This is a genomic window from uncultured Ramlibacter sp. (assembly GCF_936925435.1).
Classification (GTDB): Bacteria; Pseudomonadota; Gammaproteobacteria; order Burkholderiales; family Burkholderiaceae_C; genus Ramlibacter.
In genome coordinates, this window is the sequence record NZ_CAKZHQ010000047.1 from 95,703 (window position 1) to 110,570 (window position 14,868).

The window sequence follows — 14,868 nt, forward strand, 5'->3', positions numbered from 1 at the left end:
ACTAGCCTATGGTGATGAGGGAGCGTGCGCCGTTGCGCCGCCCGATGATGTTCAGGAGATTGGCCAGGGCCGCCTCGTGCTCGGGCGCGGCGCTGGCCTCGCCGTTGAAGCGCAGGCGCGAGCCCACCCACTGGCCGCTGCCCGACAGCCGCAGGCTCCCTTCCAGGGTGCCGAGCTGGAGCGTGGGGCTGGCGCCTCCGACAAGCGTGATGCTGTAGCTGCCCATGGGCCTCAATGTGGACAGGCGCGACGACAGCCGCTGCGCCTGGAGTTCGGCCCGCCCGGCAATGCGGGTCCTGCCTTCGATCCATTCTACTGAAAGGCCCTGCGTGGCCAGCTGCAGGTCGCCTTCGATTTGCAAGGTGTTCCAGGGCGTGCCCAGGCCGGCCAGCAGGGCCGCTGGCCACTGCGAGCGCGCATCGGCGACCTGCAGCGCCAGGCCGCCCCAGCGCGCCCGGACCTGCAGTGCCATCGCTTGCGGCGTGCAGCAGGCGCTGGACAGCGCCAGGTCGGCGCCGCCCCAGGCCGGGCGCAGCTGCCAGTCCAGGCGCGAGGGCAGGGCGATGGCGGCGCTGCTGCCCTGGCCGCCGGCCAGCAGCAGCTGCGCCGAGCCGTTCCACACCGTGCCGCGGGCATCGTGCAGCAGCACATGGCCGCCGCTGGCGCGCACCAGGGCGCCGGCCAGCCACTGCGCCGGCGCGAACAGCAGCACAGCGGCCGCCAGGCCCAGCGCGGCGCCGGCCAGGGCCCAGGGCCATTGGGAGGGGATGCTGCTGCGGGCCACGTCGGCGGGCGGTGCCGGCTCAGCGCGCCGACGGCAGGTTCAGCACCACGGTGCCGTCCCACTGGCCGGCGGCGTTGCGGGTGAGCCGGGTTTCGGCCGGCAGGGCGCGGGCGTTGGCGCGGGCCTGCGCCAGCCACTGCGCCAGCGCGCCGGGCGCGGTGCCGGCCAGCGTCAGCGTGACGCGGTCGCCGTTGACGGCGATGCGTGCGCTGGTGCCCAGGGCCTGCTTGACCGAGGTCTCCAGCAGGTGCAGGGCTTCGTCGTAACCGAGCCGGGGCTGGGCCTGCAGCTGGCGGGCCAGGGCCTGCTGGCCCAGCATGTGCTGCAGCTGGGTGTCCAGCGTGCGGTGCTGGGCCGGCGCGCTGCGCAGCGTCGCCAGTGCCGGCGCCAGCGCGACCCACCACAGCAGGCTGGCGCCGACCAGCGCGGCGGCGCCGGCCACCAGGGTCTTCTCGCGCGGCGCCAGCTGCTGCCAGCGTGCGCGCAGGATGTCCATCGCTTTCATGGCGCGGCCTCCGGCGTGATGACCAGCACGTCGCCGCGCAGCGTTGCCGCATAGCCCTGGCCTTTGAGGCTGGTCAGCAGGGGCCGGGCCGCGTCGGCTGTGGCCACCACGCCTCTGGCGCGCAGCTCGGTGCCGGTGAACTCCAGGCCGGTGACGGCTTGCTGCGGCGCGGCGGCGGCCAGCGCGCCCAGCATGGTCTCCAGGTCGCGGCCGGAGGCGGCGCCGGCGGCCTGGCGCAGCAGTGCCATTTCCTTGTCCATCTGCACCAGTGGCGCGACCACGGTCTTGATCTGCGGAAAGGTCTGGGTCAGCGTGGTCTCGATGGCCACCCGCTTGGACTCCAGCGCGGCGCGTTCCTTCCAGGCCCAGACGTTCAGGCCCAGCAGATGCACGGCCGCCAGCAGCGCGGCGCCCCAGCGCACGGCGCGCCACTGGGGCGCGCGCAACAGGCCGGCCCAACCGGCGGCCAGCTTGCGGGCGGTGCGGTTGCGGCCCGAGCTGGCGAACTCCAGCTGCGCCAGGTCCCAGGAGGTCTGCGCGGCCTGCAGCCAACGCTCGGGGGCTTGCTGCAACACCAGCTTGCGCTGCAACAGCTGCTCGGCCTGGGCGGCGACGGCCGGCTCGGAGCGGACCTCCAGTTCGGGCGGCAGCGCGGGCAGCAGCGCCAGCGAAGCCGCCGACAGCGGCAGCGCCAGCACACCCTGCGGCCCGGCGGCGGCCAGCCAGGCGTCGTCGGCCTCGCCCAGCGCATGCAGGCTGGCTTCCTCCTGCGGCGTGAACTCGGGAACGATGCGCGAGGCCGGGCGCTGCGCCGCTTCCAGCGCCTGCACCCAGCTGCGCAGCCAGGCGCGGTCGCACACCGCGACCCAGCACGGCGCGCCGGGGCGCGGCTGCGGCTGCAGCGCGAAGTGCAGGGCCTCGGGTTCGTCCAGCAGGCGTTCTTCCAGCAGCCCCTCGAGCACCGCGCGCAGGCGGGCCGAGCCGGGCCCGACGCCGCGGGGCAACTCGACCTGGTGCCAGGACAGGGCGCCGGCCGGCACCACGGCCACGACCTCGGCGCCGGCGCCCGTGGGCTGCGGCAGCAGGGCGGCCGGCAGGCTGGCGCGCGCGCCGGGGCTGCGGCCGTCGGGGCTGAGCACATGGTCGAACTCGGGCTGGGCGGGGGCCGGCTGGCGGGCAAGCAGGACGACGAGGGTGCTCATGGATGCGGCGATTGTAGGGAGGGCGTGTGTCGCCGCTCAGCGCATGGGTGGCGCCGCCACCAGGGCGCTGGCGTCGGCGACGCCGCGCTGGCGCTGCAAGGTCGTCACATTCATGTTGGTGCGTTGCACCAGCGAGCGCTCTTCCACCATCACCTGGTCCAGCCTCAGCCGCCCGATCACCTCAAAATAGCCCGAGGCCACGCTCACGGCGTCCGTGGTGAAGGCCTGCTCATGGCCGGCGAACAGGCGGCTAGCGTCGGCGAGGCTGCGAAACGGCTGGCTGCCGCGGTGCGCCACCAGGGCCTGGGCGTCGGCCAGGCTCAGGCCGTCGATGGCGGCATGGATCACCTGGGCGCTGGCGGTGTTGAGGTTGACCGGCGTGCGCGTCGGCAGCACCGTGATGTAGGGCTGCAGCACCGCCACGGTGGGCGCCGGCAGGCCCAGCCAGACCAGCTGCCCGACCTGTTGCGGCAGCAGCGGCGCCTGACTGCCCGAACGGTTGTCCGCGCTGGTGTCGAGCGCGAACCGCAGGCTCTCGGCCAGCCGGGTGAGCTGGGCCTGCGGCAGCGACAGCTGCTCGAACAGGCGTTGGAAACTGCGCAAGCCGGCCTCGGAAACACGGTTGCCGTCGACCAGGTTGCGGACGTTGAGCAGGGACTGCTGGTCGATGATCTGGCCCGACAGGAAGGCATTGTCCGAGTCGGACTCGCTGCTGCTGGCATTGCGGTCGGCCGCCAGGAAGGTCGACAGGCGGGCTTCCTCCAGCGGCACGGCCCAGGGCTCGGCCAGGTGGTCACCGGCCGTGCGCCCGTCCTCGCGCAGGATCAGGCGGGCCCAGTCGAGCGCGCCGGTCAGCACCCAGGAGGCCTGGATGCGCGAGCGCTCCGCCGCCTCCACCTCCACGGCGCGCCACTGTTGCCACATGGCGGCGGCGGCAAAGGTGGCGACAAGGGTCACCGTCAGCATGGCCATCAGGATGGCCGCGCCGCGCTGGCCGCGCTGGCGCCGGCGCACTGTCATGACTTGCCCCCGCCGATGGTGGGCCGCACCCAGTCGCGCACCAGGGTGCCGGCCAGCGCCTGGCCCGGCGGCAGCGTGAGAACGACGCGCACGCCATCGGGCACCACAGCCACGCCGCCCGGGCTGGCGGCGCCCGCCGCGCCACTGGCGTCGCTGGACAAAGGGTTGGTCCAGGCGTCGCTGCGGTAGTAGAAGATCTGCCAGTTGTCCAGCGGCGTGATGCTCACCTCGTTGCTGCGTTCGGCGTCGCCCGGGTTTTGCGACCAGATGTCGGCCTTCTGCCAGGCCTCGCTGAGCTGGCCGCGGCTGGTCAGCGGCGGTGACTGCCAGCGCAGCCAGCTGCCGGCGCGGCGCGTCCAGGCCACCACCAGCACGCCATCGCCGGCGCCGGCCGTGCCGCGGCGCGTCAGGCGCAGCACGCGGCCGTTCCAGTCGATCGCGTTGGCTTGCGGCAACTGCTGCAGCGCATCGAGGTCGGCGCCCCACTGCGCCAGCCCGGTCTGCAGCGTCAGCACCTCGTCGGCGCGCGCCTGCGTGCTGGCCTGGGCCCGCGTCATGCCGTCGAGCCCGCGCCAGCTCAGGACGGCGAGCATGGACATGGCGAACAGCGCCACCAGCAGTTCCACCAGGGTGAAGCCGCGCTGCCGGGCGCCGCTGGGCCGCCCCGAGGCGCACGAGCCCCCTCGGGGGGCAGCGCACCACGCGCAGCGGGAAGCGTGGGGGCACTGTTTCTTCATCAGAACTTCCCCACGATGGTCGACAACCTCAGCACCGGCGACGTGCCGTCGAAGACCTGGGCGTCGACACGGCGGAAACTCGGATTCGGCGTCGGTGCCACGGCCACGGTGACATTGAACATCTGGCCGGCCTGCTCGCAGGGTACGCTGGTCTCGCCGACGCCGGGCATCTGCTTGGACAGGCGCACGCGCACCAGCTCGTTCTCGGCGCAGACATGGGCCAGCAGCACGCTGGACTGGCGCAAGGCGTTGTTGGTCAGGGCGGCGGTCGCCTGCAGGCCGGCGACCAGGGCGATGGCGACGATGGCCAGCGCCACCAGCACCTCGATCAGCGTGAAACCCCGTTGCCTCACGGTGCGGGCTCCGGGTTCACCGCGAACGGCCGCAGGCCGTCGGTGGCGACGCGCAGGCTGCGCCCGGGCAGGGCGCTGGAGGCCAGCTCCACCGTCTGGCGCCCGATGATGGGTTCGGGGCCCAGCACCAGCACCGCCGTGCCGAGCACCTGGGTGCTGGGTGCGAGCCAGGCCTCGGGCAGCGCCCCCTGCGGCACGCCGTCGAAACGGAAGCCTTGCGCGGTGGTGCTCCAGCGCACCGGCACGCCGCTGGTGCGCGATTGCGCACGGGCCGATTCGAGCAGGGCCGTCAGCCGCTGCGCCTCGCGCTCGAGCTGGGTGGCCGCCGAGTCACGCAGCGCGAAGCCCACGCCAGCCGAGGCAACCGCAATGATCGCCACCACCACCAGCAACTCGAGCAGGGTGAAGCCCCGTTCCCGCGAAAGGAGCGCGGGGGCCAAGCTACTGCCAGGAGCCGACGTCCGCATCCTTGCCCTCGCCGCCGCTCTGGCCATCGGCACCGAAGGACATCACGTCGATCTCGCCCTTGATGCCCGGGTTGAGGTACTGGTAGGGCCGGCCCCAGGGGTCGTTGGGCAGCTTGTCCAGGTAGGGCTTCCAGTTGGGCGGGATGGTGCCGGCAGTGGGCCGTGCGACCAGGGCCTGCAAGCCCTGCTCGGCGCCGGGATAGCGCTGGTTGTCCAGGCGGTAGAGCTTGAGGGCCTGCATCAGGTTGGCCACGTCGGTGCGCGCTGCGGTGGCACGCGCATCGTCGGCGCGGTCCAGCACATTGGGCACGATCAGCGCGGCCAGCACGCCGATGATGACCAGCACCACCATCAATTCGATCAGGGTGAAGCCGCGCTGGACGGCGCGGCGGAACTGGACGGTGAGGGACTTCATGGGTGTTGGCGGTGAGTGCAATCGCTTCCATGATAATCGCCGCATGTTGAGCAAGCTGCAGAGTCTGTGGGTCGTGCGCGGCGCAAGCTTCCTGCTGTGGGCGCTGGTCGCGGGCAGCGCCGTGTTCTGGGCGCTGCGGCTGGCGGCCAGTCCCTCGGGCGGCGCCGTCGCCGCGCCGTTGCCGCGCGCCGTGGCGCCGGCTGACGCGGCCCTGGTGGCGCGGCTGCTCGGCGCCTCTGCCCAATCTGCTGCCACGGCTGCGCCGGTGGCCAGCCTGGCCAGCCGTTTTGCTCTGGTGGGTGTGGTGGCCGGCGCGCAACGCGGCGCGGCCCTGATTGCCGTGGACGGCAAGCCGGCCCGGCCTTTCCGCGTGGGCAGCCAGATCGACGAGGGTCTGTGGCTGCTGTCGGTGCAGGGCCAGCAGGCCGCCCTGGCCGCCAGCGCCAACGGCCCCGCCGTGCTGACGCTGGAGCTGCCGGCGCTGCGCCGCCGCTAGGCCGGCACTTCCAGCACCTGCCAGGCGCCAAAGGCCGGCGCCTGCACCGGCCACTGGTGCGCGTGCTGCACGCTGCGCTGTCCCGTGATCAGCAATTGCACTGCGCGGATCACGCCGGCGTGGGTGATCCAGACGGCATCGCGGCCGGCGCGCACGCTGTCGTCGAAGGCCGCGCCCACGCGCGCCATGAACTGCGCCAGCGATTCGCCGCCGCCGGGATGGTGCTGCCAGAAGTCCGCGGTCCACTGCGCCAGCGCCGCTTCGCCGATCGCGTCCCAGCGCCGGCCCTCCCAGGCGCCGAAATCCATCTCGGCCAGCCGGGCATCGCTTTTTAAAGGTAAATCGGCCCGCAGCTCCCGTAAACATTGCGCCAGCTGCTCACATCTTTGTAGCGGCGAGGTGGCCAGCGCCAGCCCCTGCGGCAGCACTGCGGCCAGCTGGAAGGCGGCCTGTGCCGTGGCAGCTGCATCGCTTGGGAGGTCGGTGCTGCCGTAGCAGATGCCGGCTTCGACGCAGGGCGCGGCATGGCGCACCAGCCACAGCTTCATGGGCGCACCAGGACCACGGCCGCGCCCAGGTAGAAGGCGATCTCGCAGACCTGCTGGGTCGCGCCCAGGCAGTCGCCGGTGAAACCCTGCAGCCGCCGTGCGAACAGCCGCCACATCCACAGCAGGGCCAGGCCGCTGGCCAGCGCAGCGGCCGCCAGCAAGCCTGGTCCCTGCAGGTAGGCCAGTGGCGCCAGCGACGGCAGGCACCAGGCCAGGGCGACGGCCAGGGTGCGGCCGGAAATCTGCGCCACCAGCGGCTTGCTCTTGGAGCCGGCGGCGTCGCCCACGTGGGGCAGGGCCCACACCAGCAGCAGCGGCCAGAAGCGCGACAGCACATGGGCGCCCAGCAGCGCGGCCAGCACGCCGCTGGGCGAGCGCGCACCCAGCAGGGCCAGCAGGCTGACCTTGGCCAGCATGCCCAGCACCAGGGCCATGGCGCCGAAGGCGCCGATGCGCGAGTCCTTCATGATCTCCAGCGCGCGGCCGCGCTCGCTGGCGCCGCCCAGGCCGTCGGCCACGTCGGCCAGACCGTCCTCATGGAAGCCGCCTGTCAGCAGCACGGTGACGATGGTGCAGCCCACGGCCGCCACCAGCGGCGCCGAACCGCCCAGCGCCAGCGACAGCAGGGCAAAGGCCAGGCACGCGACGCTGCCCACCAGCCAGCCGACGCCGGGGAAGTGGCCGGCGCTGGCGCGCAGCAGCTGCGGGCTGAAGCCCACCCATTGCGCCAAGGCGCCGGTGACCGGAATGCGGGTGAAAAACTGGACCGCCAGCAGGTAGTGGCGCAGGAAGTTCATGCAGGGCCGCCGGCCGCTCAGGTCTGCAGGAACAGGCGGTAGACCGGGTTGTCCGTCTCTTCCACGAAGGGATAGCCCAGCGTGTCCAGGAAAGCGCCGAAGGCCTTGCTGTCGGCCTTGGGCACCTGCAGGCCCACCAGGATGCGGCCGTAGTCGGCGCCCTGGTTGCGGTAGTGGAACAAGGTGATATTCCAGTTGGGACGCATGTGCGAGAGGAACTTCATCAGCGCGCCGGGCCGCTCGGGAAAGACGAAGCGCAGCAGGCGCTCGTCTTTGGCCAGCGACGAGTGGCCGCCCACCATGTGGCGGATGTGCTCCTTGGCCAGCTCGTCGTGGGTGAGGTCGAGCGCGTCGAAGCCGTGGCGCGAGAAGTTGGCGGCGATCTTGGTCGACTCGCCCTTGCCGTGGGTGGTCAGGCCGACGAAGACATGGGCCCGGGCCGAATCGCTGATGCGGTAGTTGAACTCGGTGACGTTGCGCGGGCCGCCGGGCAGCTCGCCGATCAGGCCGCAAAAGCGCTTGAAGCTGCCGCGCTCCTCGGGGATGGTGACGGCGAACAGGGCCTCGCGTTCCTCGCCGACCTCGGCGCGCTCGGCGACGAAGCGCAGGCGATCGAAGTTCATGTTGGCGCCGCACAGGATGGCGGCGTAGGTCTGGCCCCTGGTCTTGTGCGTGGCCACGTACTGCTTGATCGCCGCCACCGCCAGCGCGCCGGCCGGTTCGACGATGCCGCGGGTGTCGACGAAGATGTCCTTGATGGCGGCGCAGACGGCGTCGGTGTCGACGGTGATGAATTCATCGACCAGGCCGCGGGCGATGCGGAAGGTCTCCTGCCCCACCAGCTTGACGGCCGTGCCGTCGGAGAACAGGCCGACGTCAGCCAGGGTGACGCGCTTTTTCGCCGCGACCGACTGGACCATGGCGTCGGAGTCGTTCATCTGCACGCCGATGACCTTGATCTCGGGTCGCACGGCCTTGATGTAGTTGGCCACGCCCGAGACCAGGCCGCCGCCGCCGATGGCCACGAAGACTGCGTCCAGCGGGCCCTGGTGCTGGCGCAGGATCTCCATGGCGATGGTGCCCTGGCCGGCGATGACATCGGGGTCGTCGAAGGGGTGGACGAAGGTCAGGCCCTGCTTTTTCTCCAGGGCCGCGGCGTGGGTGTAGGCGTCCGAATAGCTGTCGCCGTGCAGCACGACCTCGCCGCCCAGGGCCTTGACCGCCTCGATCTTGAGCTGCGGCGTGGTCACCGGCATGACGATCACCGCACGCGTGCCCAGCTTGTGCGCCGACATGGCCACGCCCTGGGCATGGTTGCCGGCCGAGGCGCAGATCACGCCCTTCTTGAGCTGGGCCGGCGTGAGCTGGGCCATCTTGTTGTAGGCGCCGCGCAGCTTGAAGCTGAAGACCGCCTGCTGGTCCTCGCGCTTGAGCAACACCTTGTTGTGCAGCCGCCGGCTGAGGTTCTTGGCCGGCTCCAGCGCCGATTCCACCGCCACGTCGTAGACGCGGGCGGTGAGGATTTTCTTGAGGTAATCCGCGGGCTTGAGCTGCTTTGTCATGAGCAAAGGATGATAAGCGCCGGCTTTCACAGCCCGCCAGGCATGAAAAAAGCCCCCCGGGCCTTGCGATCCGGGGGGCTAATCCACCAAAGGAGAAGGTGGAGGAGACAAGTGGGGCATAACAAATTCGTTATGCTGTGAAAGCAGTATAGCCCGGGATTTGTTGCATTGCAGCAAGCGCCAATGGGTGTTCCTGTGAACTATTAGCGGAATTTGTTTGCGGCAAACGCAAGTGATCAAGGACGGGATGGCAATGATGGAGTGCAAGGTCAGTTGGACAGGGGCCGCCGGCACCCGCTCGGGCATGGGATTCATTGCCGAAACCGGCAGCGGCCATGTGCTGGCGATGGACGGCGCGCCCGACGCGGCCAAGCCGGACAACGGCGGCCAGAACCTGGCACCCCGGCCGATGGAAACCGTGCTGGCCGGCACCGGCGGCTGCACCGCCTACGACGTGGTGTTGATCCTCAAGCGTGGCCGTCACGATGTTCGCGGCTGTTCGGTGCAGCTCACGTCCGAGCGCGCCGAGGCCGACCCCAAGGTCTTCACCAAGATCCACATGCACTTCACGGTGACCGGCAAGGCCATCCCCGCCAATGCGGTGGAGCGGGCCATCGCCATGAGCCACGAAAAGTACTGCTCGGCCAGCATCATGCTGGCCAAGACCGCCGAGATCACCACCAGCTTCGACCTGCTTGAGGCCTGAGCTTCTTCTAGATGTAGTGGGCCGTGGTCGTCATGACCTTGGCCGCTGAGCGCATCAGCGACCTGACCGGCGCCGGCAGCTCGATCGCGCCGGCGTCCTGCGCCTGGCGGGCATGGGCGGCTTCGTCGTCCTTCATCTGGGCGACGATGGCGCGCGAGGCGTGATCAGCCGCCGGCAGCCGCTCGAGGTGGCTTTGCAGGTGGGCTTCGACCTGGCGCTCGGTTTCCACCACGAAGCCCAGGCTGACCCGATCGCCCAGCCGGCCGGCCAGCAGGCCCAGGCCGAAGGCCCCGGCGTACCAGAGGGGATTGAGCAGCGAGGGGCGCGCGCCCAGTTCGTCGAGGCGCTCACGGGTCCAGGCCAGGTGGTCGTTCTCCTCGCGCGCCGCTTCCTCGAAGTGCTTGCGCAGCGCAGGGTCCCCGGTGGTGGCGGCCTGGGCCGTGTACAGCGCCTGGGCGCAGACCTCGCCAACGTGGTTGACCCGCATCAGGGCGCCAGCGTGGCGCCGCTGCGGCGCCGTCAGTTCGGTGGCGTCGGCGGGCAGGACCGGACAGGCGCGGCTGGCGCGAGGGCGGGCAAACAGGGTGCGCAGGGCGCTGTCGGCGGCGCCAAAGAAACGGTCCATGGTGCAAGTTTAAGGGGCTCGCACAAGCTTGCGTAAAGGGGTGCTGGCTGACGCACAAAAGTTCTCTTTTGTGGTATTTGTCCAGGCAGGTCCAGGGTGTTGCGCGGCATCCACTCAGCTGTTTGCAGATGTTGCCAGGGTGCAACGAAAGCCGCGCTTCCCGGTTAAATACTTTGCGAAACAAAGGCCGCTCTGGTGCAATAACGACAACTTCCCAAAAGGAGGTTGGCCCGGGGAACCGGCGGGAGCGCAAAAGTGCCTGCATTTTCGTGACCCCTTCGCACCGGAGCCCTATGTTTAACCTTGGAGAAACTTGCATGAAAAAGTCCCTGATTGCTCTGGCTGTTCTGGCTGCTGCCGGCGCGGCTTCTGCCCAATCTTCCGTTACGCTGTTCGGCGTTGTTGACGCGACCCTGGCCTTCGGCAAGGGCGACGGCGGCGACAAGACCCAGCTGACCAATTCCGGCTACAACAGCTCGCGTCTGGGCTTCCGTGGCACGGAAGACCTGGGTGGTGGCCTGTCCGCCTCCTTCTGGCTGGAAGCCGGCCTGAACAACGATGACGGCCAAGGCGCCGCCACCAACGCCAACAACCAGCCCACCGGTGCCGGTGCTGCTGTTGCTGGCCGTCAAGGTCTGACCTTCAATCGCCGTTCCACCGTCAGCCTGGCCGGCGGCTGGGGCGAACTGCGCCTGGGTCGTGACTACACCCCGCAATTCTGGAACCTGACCGTGTTCGATCCGTTCGGCACGAATGGCGTTGGCACTTCCGCCACCCTGAACAACACGCAACAGACTGGCGACCCGGTCACCGTTCGTGCTTCGAACAGCATCGGCTACTTCCTGCCGGGCAACCTGGGCGGCTTCTACGGCCAGGCACAGTACTACATGGGTGAAAACATCCAGGGCGGCCCGACCGAAGACGACGGCTCCGGCTTTGGTCTCCGTGGCGGTTACGCTGCTGGTCCCTTCAACGTTGCCATTGCCTACGCCAAGACGAACTTCGCTGCTGGCGACTTCGAGACGTGGAACATCGGCGGCCAGTGGGACTTCGGTGTTGCCAAGCTGATCGGTCAGTACGCATCCAACGAACTGAGCGGTGGCACGGCTCTGAACCTCGACGGCAAGGGCTGGCTCATCGGCGGCCTGATCCCGGTCGGCGCTGGCGAAATCCGCCTGTCGTACTCGGCCTACGAGACCGACGCTCGCCTGGGTGTGGCGACGACCAATCCGGAAGTCACGAAGTACGCCATCGGCTACGTGCACAACCTGTCGAAGCGCACGGCTCTGTACGCCACGTTCGCTCACCTGAGCAACGACGGCGGCGCTTCGCAAGCCCTGAACGGTGCTGTCGGCGCGGTCAACGCTTCGTCCACCGGCTACGACTTCGGCATTCGCCACAGCTTCTGATTCAACGGCTGGACCTGTGCCAGCTGAAAATGAAGAAACTTGAAAAGCCGCCTTCGGGCGGCTTTTTTCATGAAAGCCCGCTGCAGCTGTAGTAGGCTTCCATGAAATTCAACAAGAGACACACGTTGGGACCTTCATGAGCTTCGTTTGGCGCTGCGCCTTGCTGGCCGTCGCTTCCATGCTGCTGTGCGGCTGCTCGGCTCTGCCTGTGGCTGAGCCTCAGTCGGACGTCGGACGCAGTCCCTGGGCCACGCAGTCGGTGCATGCGGGCATGGAGGAGCGGGCCGGCCCGGCTGCCGGCCAATGGCAGCACTACAGGTTGCCCGGCAAAACCCCCACCGAATTCAGCTACGCGCGCAAGGATGGCCGCCACTGTATCGCCGCCATGGCCCAGTCGTCCGCCAGCATGCTGCGCAATGCCGTGCGCATCGAGCCGGCCGACCTTGGCAAGGTGCGCTTCTCGTGGAAGGTGCCCGAACTCATTGCCCAGGCCGACGGCGCGCTGCGCGATGCCGACGACTCGCCCGTGCGCATCGTGCTGGCCTTCGAGGGCAGCCGCTCCAGCTTTTCCGCCAAGGACGCCATGCTGTCCGAACTGGCGCTCGCCCTCACCGGCGAAGAGATGCCGTACGCCACCCTGATGTACGTCTGGTCCAACAAGCGGCCGGCGGGCACGGTGGTGCCCAGCCCGCGCACCGATCGCATCCGCAAGCTGGTCGTCGAGTCAGGGTCGAAGAAACTGGACCAGTGGCTGGACTACGAGCGCGACATCCGCGCCGATTTCCAGCGCGCTTTCGGCGAGGCGCCCGGCGCCCTGGTGGGCATCGCCATCATGACCGACAGCGACAACACGCGTTCCACCACCAGGGCCTGGTATGGGCCGGTGCAACTGGCGCCGGTGGTGCTTGGCAAACGCTAGTCCGGTGCCCGCTGCTGAAGGCCTGGCTGACGCATTTGCTTTAAGCCTCAAGGAAAGCCCTGTGTCGGCACGACACTTGCTCTGCTAGCATCGCCTCGCTCTTTTCCCAACTGCATGCTTGTCTTCATCCTGCGCCGTCTGGTCCAGGCCATCATCGTGATGGTCGTGGTCGCGTTCATTGCTTTCCTGCTGTTTCAGTACGTCGGTGATCCGGTGGTCTTCCTGCTGGGCCAGGACGCCCGGCCCGATCAGATCGCGCAGTTGCGCCGCGACCTTGGGCTGGACCAGCCCTTCTTCGTGCAGTTCTGGCACTTCCTGGTGAACGCCGCCCAGGGCGAATTCGGCCTGAGCCTGCGCCAGGGCGCCAAAGTCTCGCGCCTGCTGGGTGAGCGCTTCCCCGCCACCTTCGAGCTGGCCGTGGTGGCCGGCGTGCTGGCCGTGGGCATCGGCATCCCCATGGGCGTGTACACGGCGCTGCGCCGCGGCAGCATCGGCAGCCAGATGTTCATGACGGTCTCGCTGCTGGGCGTGTCCCTGCCGCCCTTCCTGGTCGGCATTTTGCTGATCCTGGTGTTCGCCGTGGTGCTCGGCTGGTTTCCCAGTTTCGGCCGCGGCGATGTCGTCAAGCTCGGCTGGTGGAGCAGCGGCCTGCTCACGCGCGACGGCTGGCACCACATCGTGCTGCCAGCGATCACGCTGGCGGTGTTCCAGCTCACCCTGATCCTGCGCCTGGTGCGCGCCGAGATGCTGGAGGTGCTGCGCACCGACTACATCAAGTTCGCACGCGCCAGGGGCCTGCCCAACCGCGCCATCCATTTCGGCCACGCGCTGAAGAACACCCTGGTGCCGGTCATCACGGTCATTGGCCTGCAACTGGGCACACTGATCGCCTTTTCCATCATCACCGAGACTGTGTTCCAGTGGCCCGGCATGGGCCTGCTGTTCATCCAGGCCGTGACCTTCGCCGACATCCCGGTGATGGCCGCCTACCTGTGCCTGATCGCGCTGATCTTCGTCGTCATCAACCTGCTGGTCGACATGCTGTACTTCGCCGTCGATCCTCGCCTGCGTACCGGCGGCGCCAGGGGACATTGATGCTTGCTCCACGCCTGAAGGCGGGCGGCCGCGCGTTCGCCCACATCGCAGCCTTCCATCCCGAGCTCACCGCGCTACGGCGCGACCTGCACGCCCATCCCGAGCTGGGCTTCGAGGAGGTCTACACCTCAGCCCGCGTCGTCGAGGCGCTCAGGCTGTGCGGCGTCGACGAGGTCCATACGGGCATCGGCAAGACCGGCGTGGTCGCCTTGGTCAAGGGCAAGCGCTCGGCCAGCGGCAAGATGATCGGCCTGCGCGCCGACATGGACGCGCTGACCATGACCGAGCACAACGACTTCCCCTGGAAGTCGGTCACCGCCGGCATGATGCACGGCTGCGGCCACGACGGCCACACCGCCATGCTGGTGGGCGCCGCGCGCTATCTGGCAGAGACGCGCAACTTCGACGGCACGGCGGTGCTGATTTTCCAGCCTGGCGAGGAAGGCTTCGCCGGCGCCAAGGCCATGGTGGAAGACGGTCTTTTCGAGCGCTTCCCTGTGCAGTCGGTGTATGCCATGCACAACTGGCCGGCGATGAAGCCTGGCACCATCGGCATCAACCCCGGCCCCATGATGGCGGCCGCCGACCGGGTGAGGATAGAGATCACCGGCCGCGGCGGCCATGGCGCCCACGCCTACCTCACGGTCGACCCGGTGCTGGTGGCGGCCCACATCATCACGGCGGCGCAAAGCATCGTCTCGCGCAATGTCAGGCCCATCGACAACGCCGTGGTCAGCCTGTGCGCCGTCCAGGCCGGCGACCTGCACGCGATGAGCGTCGTCCCCGGCAGCGCCACCATCGTCGGCACGGTGCGCACCTTCAGTTCCGAGGTGCAGGCTCTGGTGGAAAGGCGCCTGCAGGAGTTGTGCAGCGCCGTCGCCCTGGGCTTCGGCGCCACCGCCAGCGTGCAGTTCGAGCGCATCTATCCGGCCACCATCAACACGCCCGCCGAGGCCCTGTTCGCCGGCGACGTTGCGCAGGCCCTGGTGGGCGAGGGCAATGTGGTGCGCGACATGGAGCCGAGCATGGGCGCTGAAGATTTTTCCTTTATGCTGCAAACCAAACCGGGCGCCTACCTGCGCATCGGCCAGGGGGGCGAGGGCAGCTGTTTCCTGCACAACAGCCGCTACGATTTCAACGATGACATCCTGCCACTGGGTTCGGCGCTGCACGCCGGCCTGGCGGAGCAGGCCATGCCATTGGCCGACTGATTTTTATGTGTCCGTTC

Annotated in this window: 18 protein-coding genes; 6 read left to right on the top strand and 12 right to left on the bottom strand. The window is 69.2% G+C overall.

Going from position 1 to position 14,868, the window contains the following annotated elements; all coding sequences use genetic code 11:
• Position 1 precedes the first annotated feature (1 nt).
• From gspN to gspG, 8 genes are read right to left on the bottom strand one after another with little or no spacing between them, the layout of a single operon-like run.
• Positions 2–784 (bottom strand): type II secretion system protein N, encoded by a 783-nt coding sequence (gene gspN / locus Q0632_RS18270; protein WP_298932877.1) that lies wholly within the window; start codon positions 782–784, stop codon positions 2–4.
• Positions 785–803: 19 nt separating this feature from the next.
• Positions 804–1,289, bottom strand: a complete 486-nt coding sequence (gene gspM, locus Q0632_RS18275) for a type II secretion system protein GspM (RefSeq protein WP_298932879.1) — start codon at positions 1,287–1,289, stop codon at positions 804–806.
• A complete protein-coding gene (gene gspL / locus Q0632_RS18280) occupies positions 1,286–2,491 on the bottom strand; it encodes a type II secretion system protein GspL (RefSeq protein ID WP_298932881.1) in 1,206 nt (401 codons plus the stop codon). Before gspL ends, gspM begins: the two co-directional genes overlap by 4 nt.
• Positions 2,492–2,527: 36 nt before the next feature.
• Complete coding sequence (gspK, locus tag Q0632_RS18285; protein ID WP_298932883.1) at positions 2,528–3,511, bottom strand: type II secretion system minor pseudopilin GspK; 984 nt, start codon at positions 3,509–3,511, stop codon at positions 2,528–2,530.
• A complete protein-coding gene (locus Q0632_RS18290; protein ID WP_298932885.1) occupies positions 3,508–4,248 on the bottom strand; it encodes a type II secretion system protein J in 741 nt (246 codons plus the stop codon). The genes gspK and Q0632_RS18290 overlap by 4 nt, the downstream gene beginning before the upstream one ends.
• Positions 4,248–4,601, bottom strand: coding sequence for a type II secretion system minor pseudopilin GspI (gene gspI / locus Q0632_RS18295; RefSeq protein WP_298932887.1), 354 nt, complete (start codon positions 4,599–4,601; stop codon positions 4,248–4,250). The genes Q0632_RS18290 and gspI overlap by 1 nt, the downstream gene beginning before the upstream one ends.
• Positions 4,598–5,041 (bottom strand): Tfp pilus assembly protein FimT/FimU, encoded by a 444-nt coding sequence (locus Q0632_RS18300; protein ID WP_298932889.1) that lies wholly within the window; start codon positions 5,039–5,041, stop codon positions 4,598–4,600. The genes gspI and Q0632_RS18300 overlap by 4 nt, the downstream gene beginning before the upstream one ends.
• Before the next feature lies 1 nt (position 5,042).
• Positions 5,043–5,483, bottom strand: coding sequence for a type II secretion system major pseudopilin GspG (gene gspG / locus Q0632_RS18305; protein WP_298932891.1), 441 nt, complete (start codon positions 5,481–5,483; stop codon positions 5,043–5,045).
• 43 nt (positions 5,484–5,526) lie between these two features.
• Here gspG and Q0632_RS18310 point away from each other — a divergent pair, with 43 nt between their 5' ends.
• A complete protein-coding gene (locus Q0632_RS18310) occupies positions 5,527–5,979 on the top strand; it encodes a type II secretion system protein N (protein ID WP_298932893.1) in 453 nt (150 codons plus the stop codon).
• Here the strand turns inward: Q0632_RS18310 and Q0632_RS18315 are convergent.
• From Q0632_RS18315 to ilvA, 3 genes are read right to left on the bottom strand one after another with little or no spacing between them, the layout of a single operon-like run.
• Positions 5,976–6,527 carry a histidine phosphatase family protein gene (locus tag Q0632_RS18315; RefSeq protein WP_298932895.1) on the bottom strand — a complete coding sequence of 184 codons (552 nt, stop codon included), beginning with the start codon at positions 6,525–6,527 and terminating at the stop codon, positions 5,976–5,978. The two genes, Q0632_RS18310 and Q0632_RS18315, sit on opposite strands and share 4 nt — an antisense overlap.
• Entirely contained in the window at positions 6,524–7,324 is an 801-nt protein-coding gene (locus tag Q0632_RS18320) for an adenosylcobinamide-GDP ribazoletransferase (RefSeq protein ID WP_298932897.1), read from the bottom strand. Before Q0632_RS18320 ends, Q0632_RS18315 begins: the two co-directional genes overlap by 4 nt.
• Before the next feature lie 17 nt (positions 7,325–7,341).
• Complete coding sequence (gene ilvA / locus Q0632_RS18325; RefSeq protein WP_298932899.1) at positions 7,342–8,886, bottom strand: threonine ammonia-lyase, biosynthetic; 1,545 nt, start codon at positions 8,884–8,886, stop codon at positions 7,342–7,344.
• 256 nt (positions 8,887–9,142) lie between these two features.
• Between ilvA and Q0632_RS18330 the strand changes: the two genes are divergently transcribed.
• A complete protein-coding gene (locus Q0632_RS18330) occupies positions 9,143–9,592 on the top strand; it encodes an OsmC family protein (protein WP_298933009.1) in 450 nt (149 codons plus the stop codon).
• Positions 9,593–9,599: 7 nt separating this feature from the next.
• On the opposite strand, the gene coq7 is transcribed toward Q0632_RS18330, so the two are convergent.
• Entirely contained in the window at positions 9,600–10,217 is a 618-nt protein-coding gene (gene coq7, locus Q0632_RS18335; RefSeq protein WP_298932901.1) for a 2-polyprenyl-3-methyl-6-methoxy-1,4-benzoquinone monooxygenase, read from the bottom strand.
• A gap of 317 nt (positions 10,218–10,534) precedes the next feature.
• Here coq7 and Q0632_RS18340 point away from each other — a divergent pair, with 317 nt between their 5' ends.
• The 4 genes from Q0632_RS18340 (at position 10,535) to Q0632_RS18355 (ending at position 14,851) form a co-directional block, all read left to right on the top strand.
• A complete protein-coding gene (locus Q0632_RS18340; RefSeq protein ID WP_298932903.1) occupies positions 10,535–11,626 on the top strand; it encodes a porin in 1,092 nt (363 codons plus the stop codon).
• A gap of 136 nt (positions 11,627–11,762) precedes the next feature.
• Positions 11,763–12,545, top strand: coding sequence for a DUF3047 domain-containing protein (locus tag Q0632_RS18345; RefSeq protein ID WP_298932905.1), 783 nt, complete (start codon positions 11,763–11,765; stop codon positions 12,543–12,545).
• A 114-nt stretch (positions 12,546–12,659) separates the two neighbouring features.
• On the top strand, positions 12,660–13,640 hold the full coding sequence (locus Q0632_RS18350) for an ABC transporter permease (RefSeq protein WP_298932907.1): 981 nt from the start codon (positions 12,660–12,662) through the stop codon (positions 13,638–13,640).
• On the top strand, positions 13,640–14,851 hold the full coding sequence (locus Q0632_RS18355; RefSeq protein WP_298932909.1) for a M20 aminoacylase family protein: 1,212 nt from the start codon (positions 13,640–13,642) through the stop codon (positions 14,849–14,851). Before Q0632_RS18350 ends, Q0632_RS18355 begins: the two co-directional genes overlap by 1 nt.
• Positions 14,852–14,868 lie beyond the last annotated feature (17 nt).

Excerpts from the sequence above, each read along its gene's own strand:
- Q0632_RS18315 (WP_298932895.1), bottom strand. The coding sequence starts at position 6,527 with ATGAAGCTGTGGCTGGTGCGCCATGCCGCGCCCTGCGTCGAAGCCGGC.
- Q0632_RS18330 (WP_298933009.1), top strand. The coding sequence starts at position 9,143 with ATGGAGTGCAAGGTCAGTTGGACAGGGGCCGCCGGCACCCGCTCGGGC.
- gspG (WP_298932891.1), bottom strand. The coding sequence starts at position 5,483 with ATGAAGTCCCTCACCGTCCAGTTCCGCCGCGCCGTCCAGCGCGGCTTC.
- Q0632_RS18345 (WP_298932905.1), top strand. The coding sequence starts at position 11,763 with ATGAGCTTCGTTTGGCGCTGCGCCTTGCTGGCCGTCGCTTCCATGCTG.
- coq7 (WP_298932901.1), bottom strand. The coding sequence starts at position 10,217 with ATGGACCGTTTCTTTGGCGCCGCCGACAGCGCCCTGCGCACCCTGTTT.
- Q0632_RS18350 (WP_298932907.1), top strand. The coding sequence starts at position 12,660 with ATGCTTGTCTTCATCCTGCGCCGTCTGGTCCAGGCCATCATCGTGATG.
- Q0632_RS18355 (WP_298932909.1), top strand. The coding sequence starts at position 13,640 with ATGCTTGCTCCACGCCTGAAGGCGGGCGGCCGCGCGTTCGCCCACATC.
- Q0632_RS18310 (WP_298932893.1), top strand. The coding sequence starts at position 5,527 with ATGTTGAGCAAGCTGCAGAGTCTGTGGGTCGTGCGCGGCGCAAGCTTC.
- Q0632_RS18340 (WP_298932903.1), top strand. The coding sequence starts at position 10,535 with ATGAAAAAGTCCCTGATTGCTCTGGCTGTTCTGGCTGCTGCCGGCGCG.
- gspL (WP_298932881.1), bottom strand. The coding sequence starts at position 2,491 with ATGAGCACCCTCGTCGTCCTGCTTGCCCGCCAGCCGGCCCCCGCCCAG.
- Q0632_RS18290 (WP_298932885.1), bottom strand. The coding sequence starts at position 4,248 with ATGAAGAAACAGTGCCCCCACGCTTCCCGCTGCGCGTGGTGCGCTGCC.
- gspK (WP_298932883.1), bottom strand. The coding sequence starts at position 3,511 with ATGACAGTGCGCCGGCGCCAGCGCGGCCAGCGCGGCGCGGCCATCCTG.
- Q0632_RS18320 (WP_298932897.1), bottom strand. The coding sequence starts at position 7,324 with ATGAACTTCCTGCGCCACTACCTGCTGGCGGTCCAGTTTTTCACCCGC.
- ilvA (WP_298932899.1), bottom strand. The coding sequence starts at position 8,886 with ATGACAAAGCAGCTCAAGCCCGCGGATTACCTCAAGAAAATCCTCACC.
- gspM (WP_298932879.1), bottom strand. The coding sequence starts at position 1,289 with ATGAAAGCGATGGACATCCTGCGCGCACGCTGGCAGCAGCTGGCGCCG.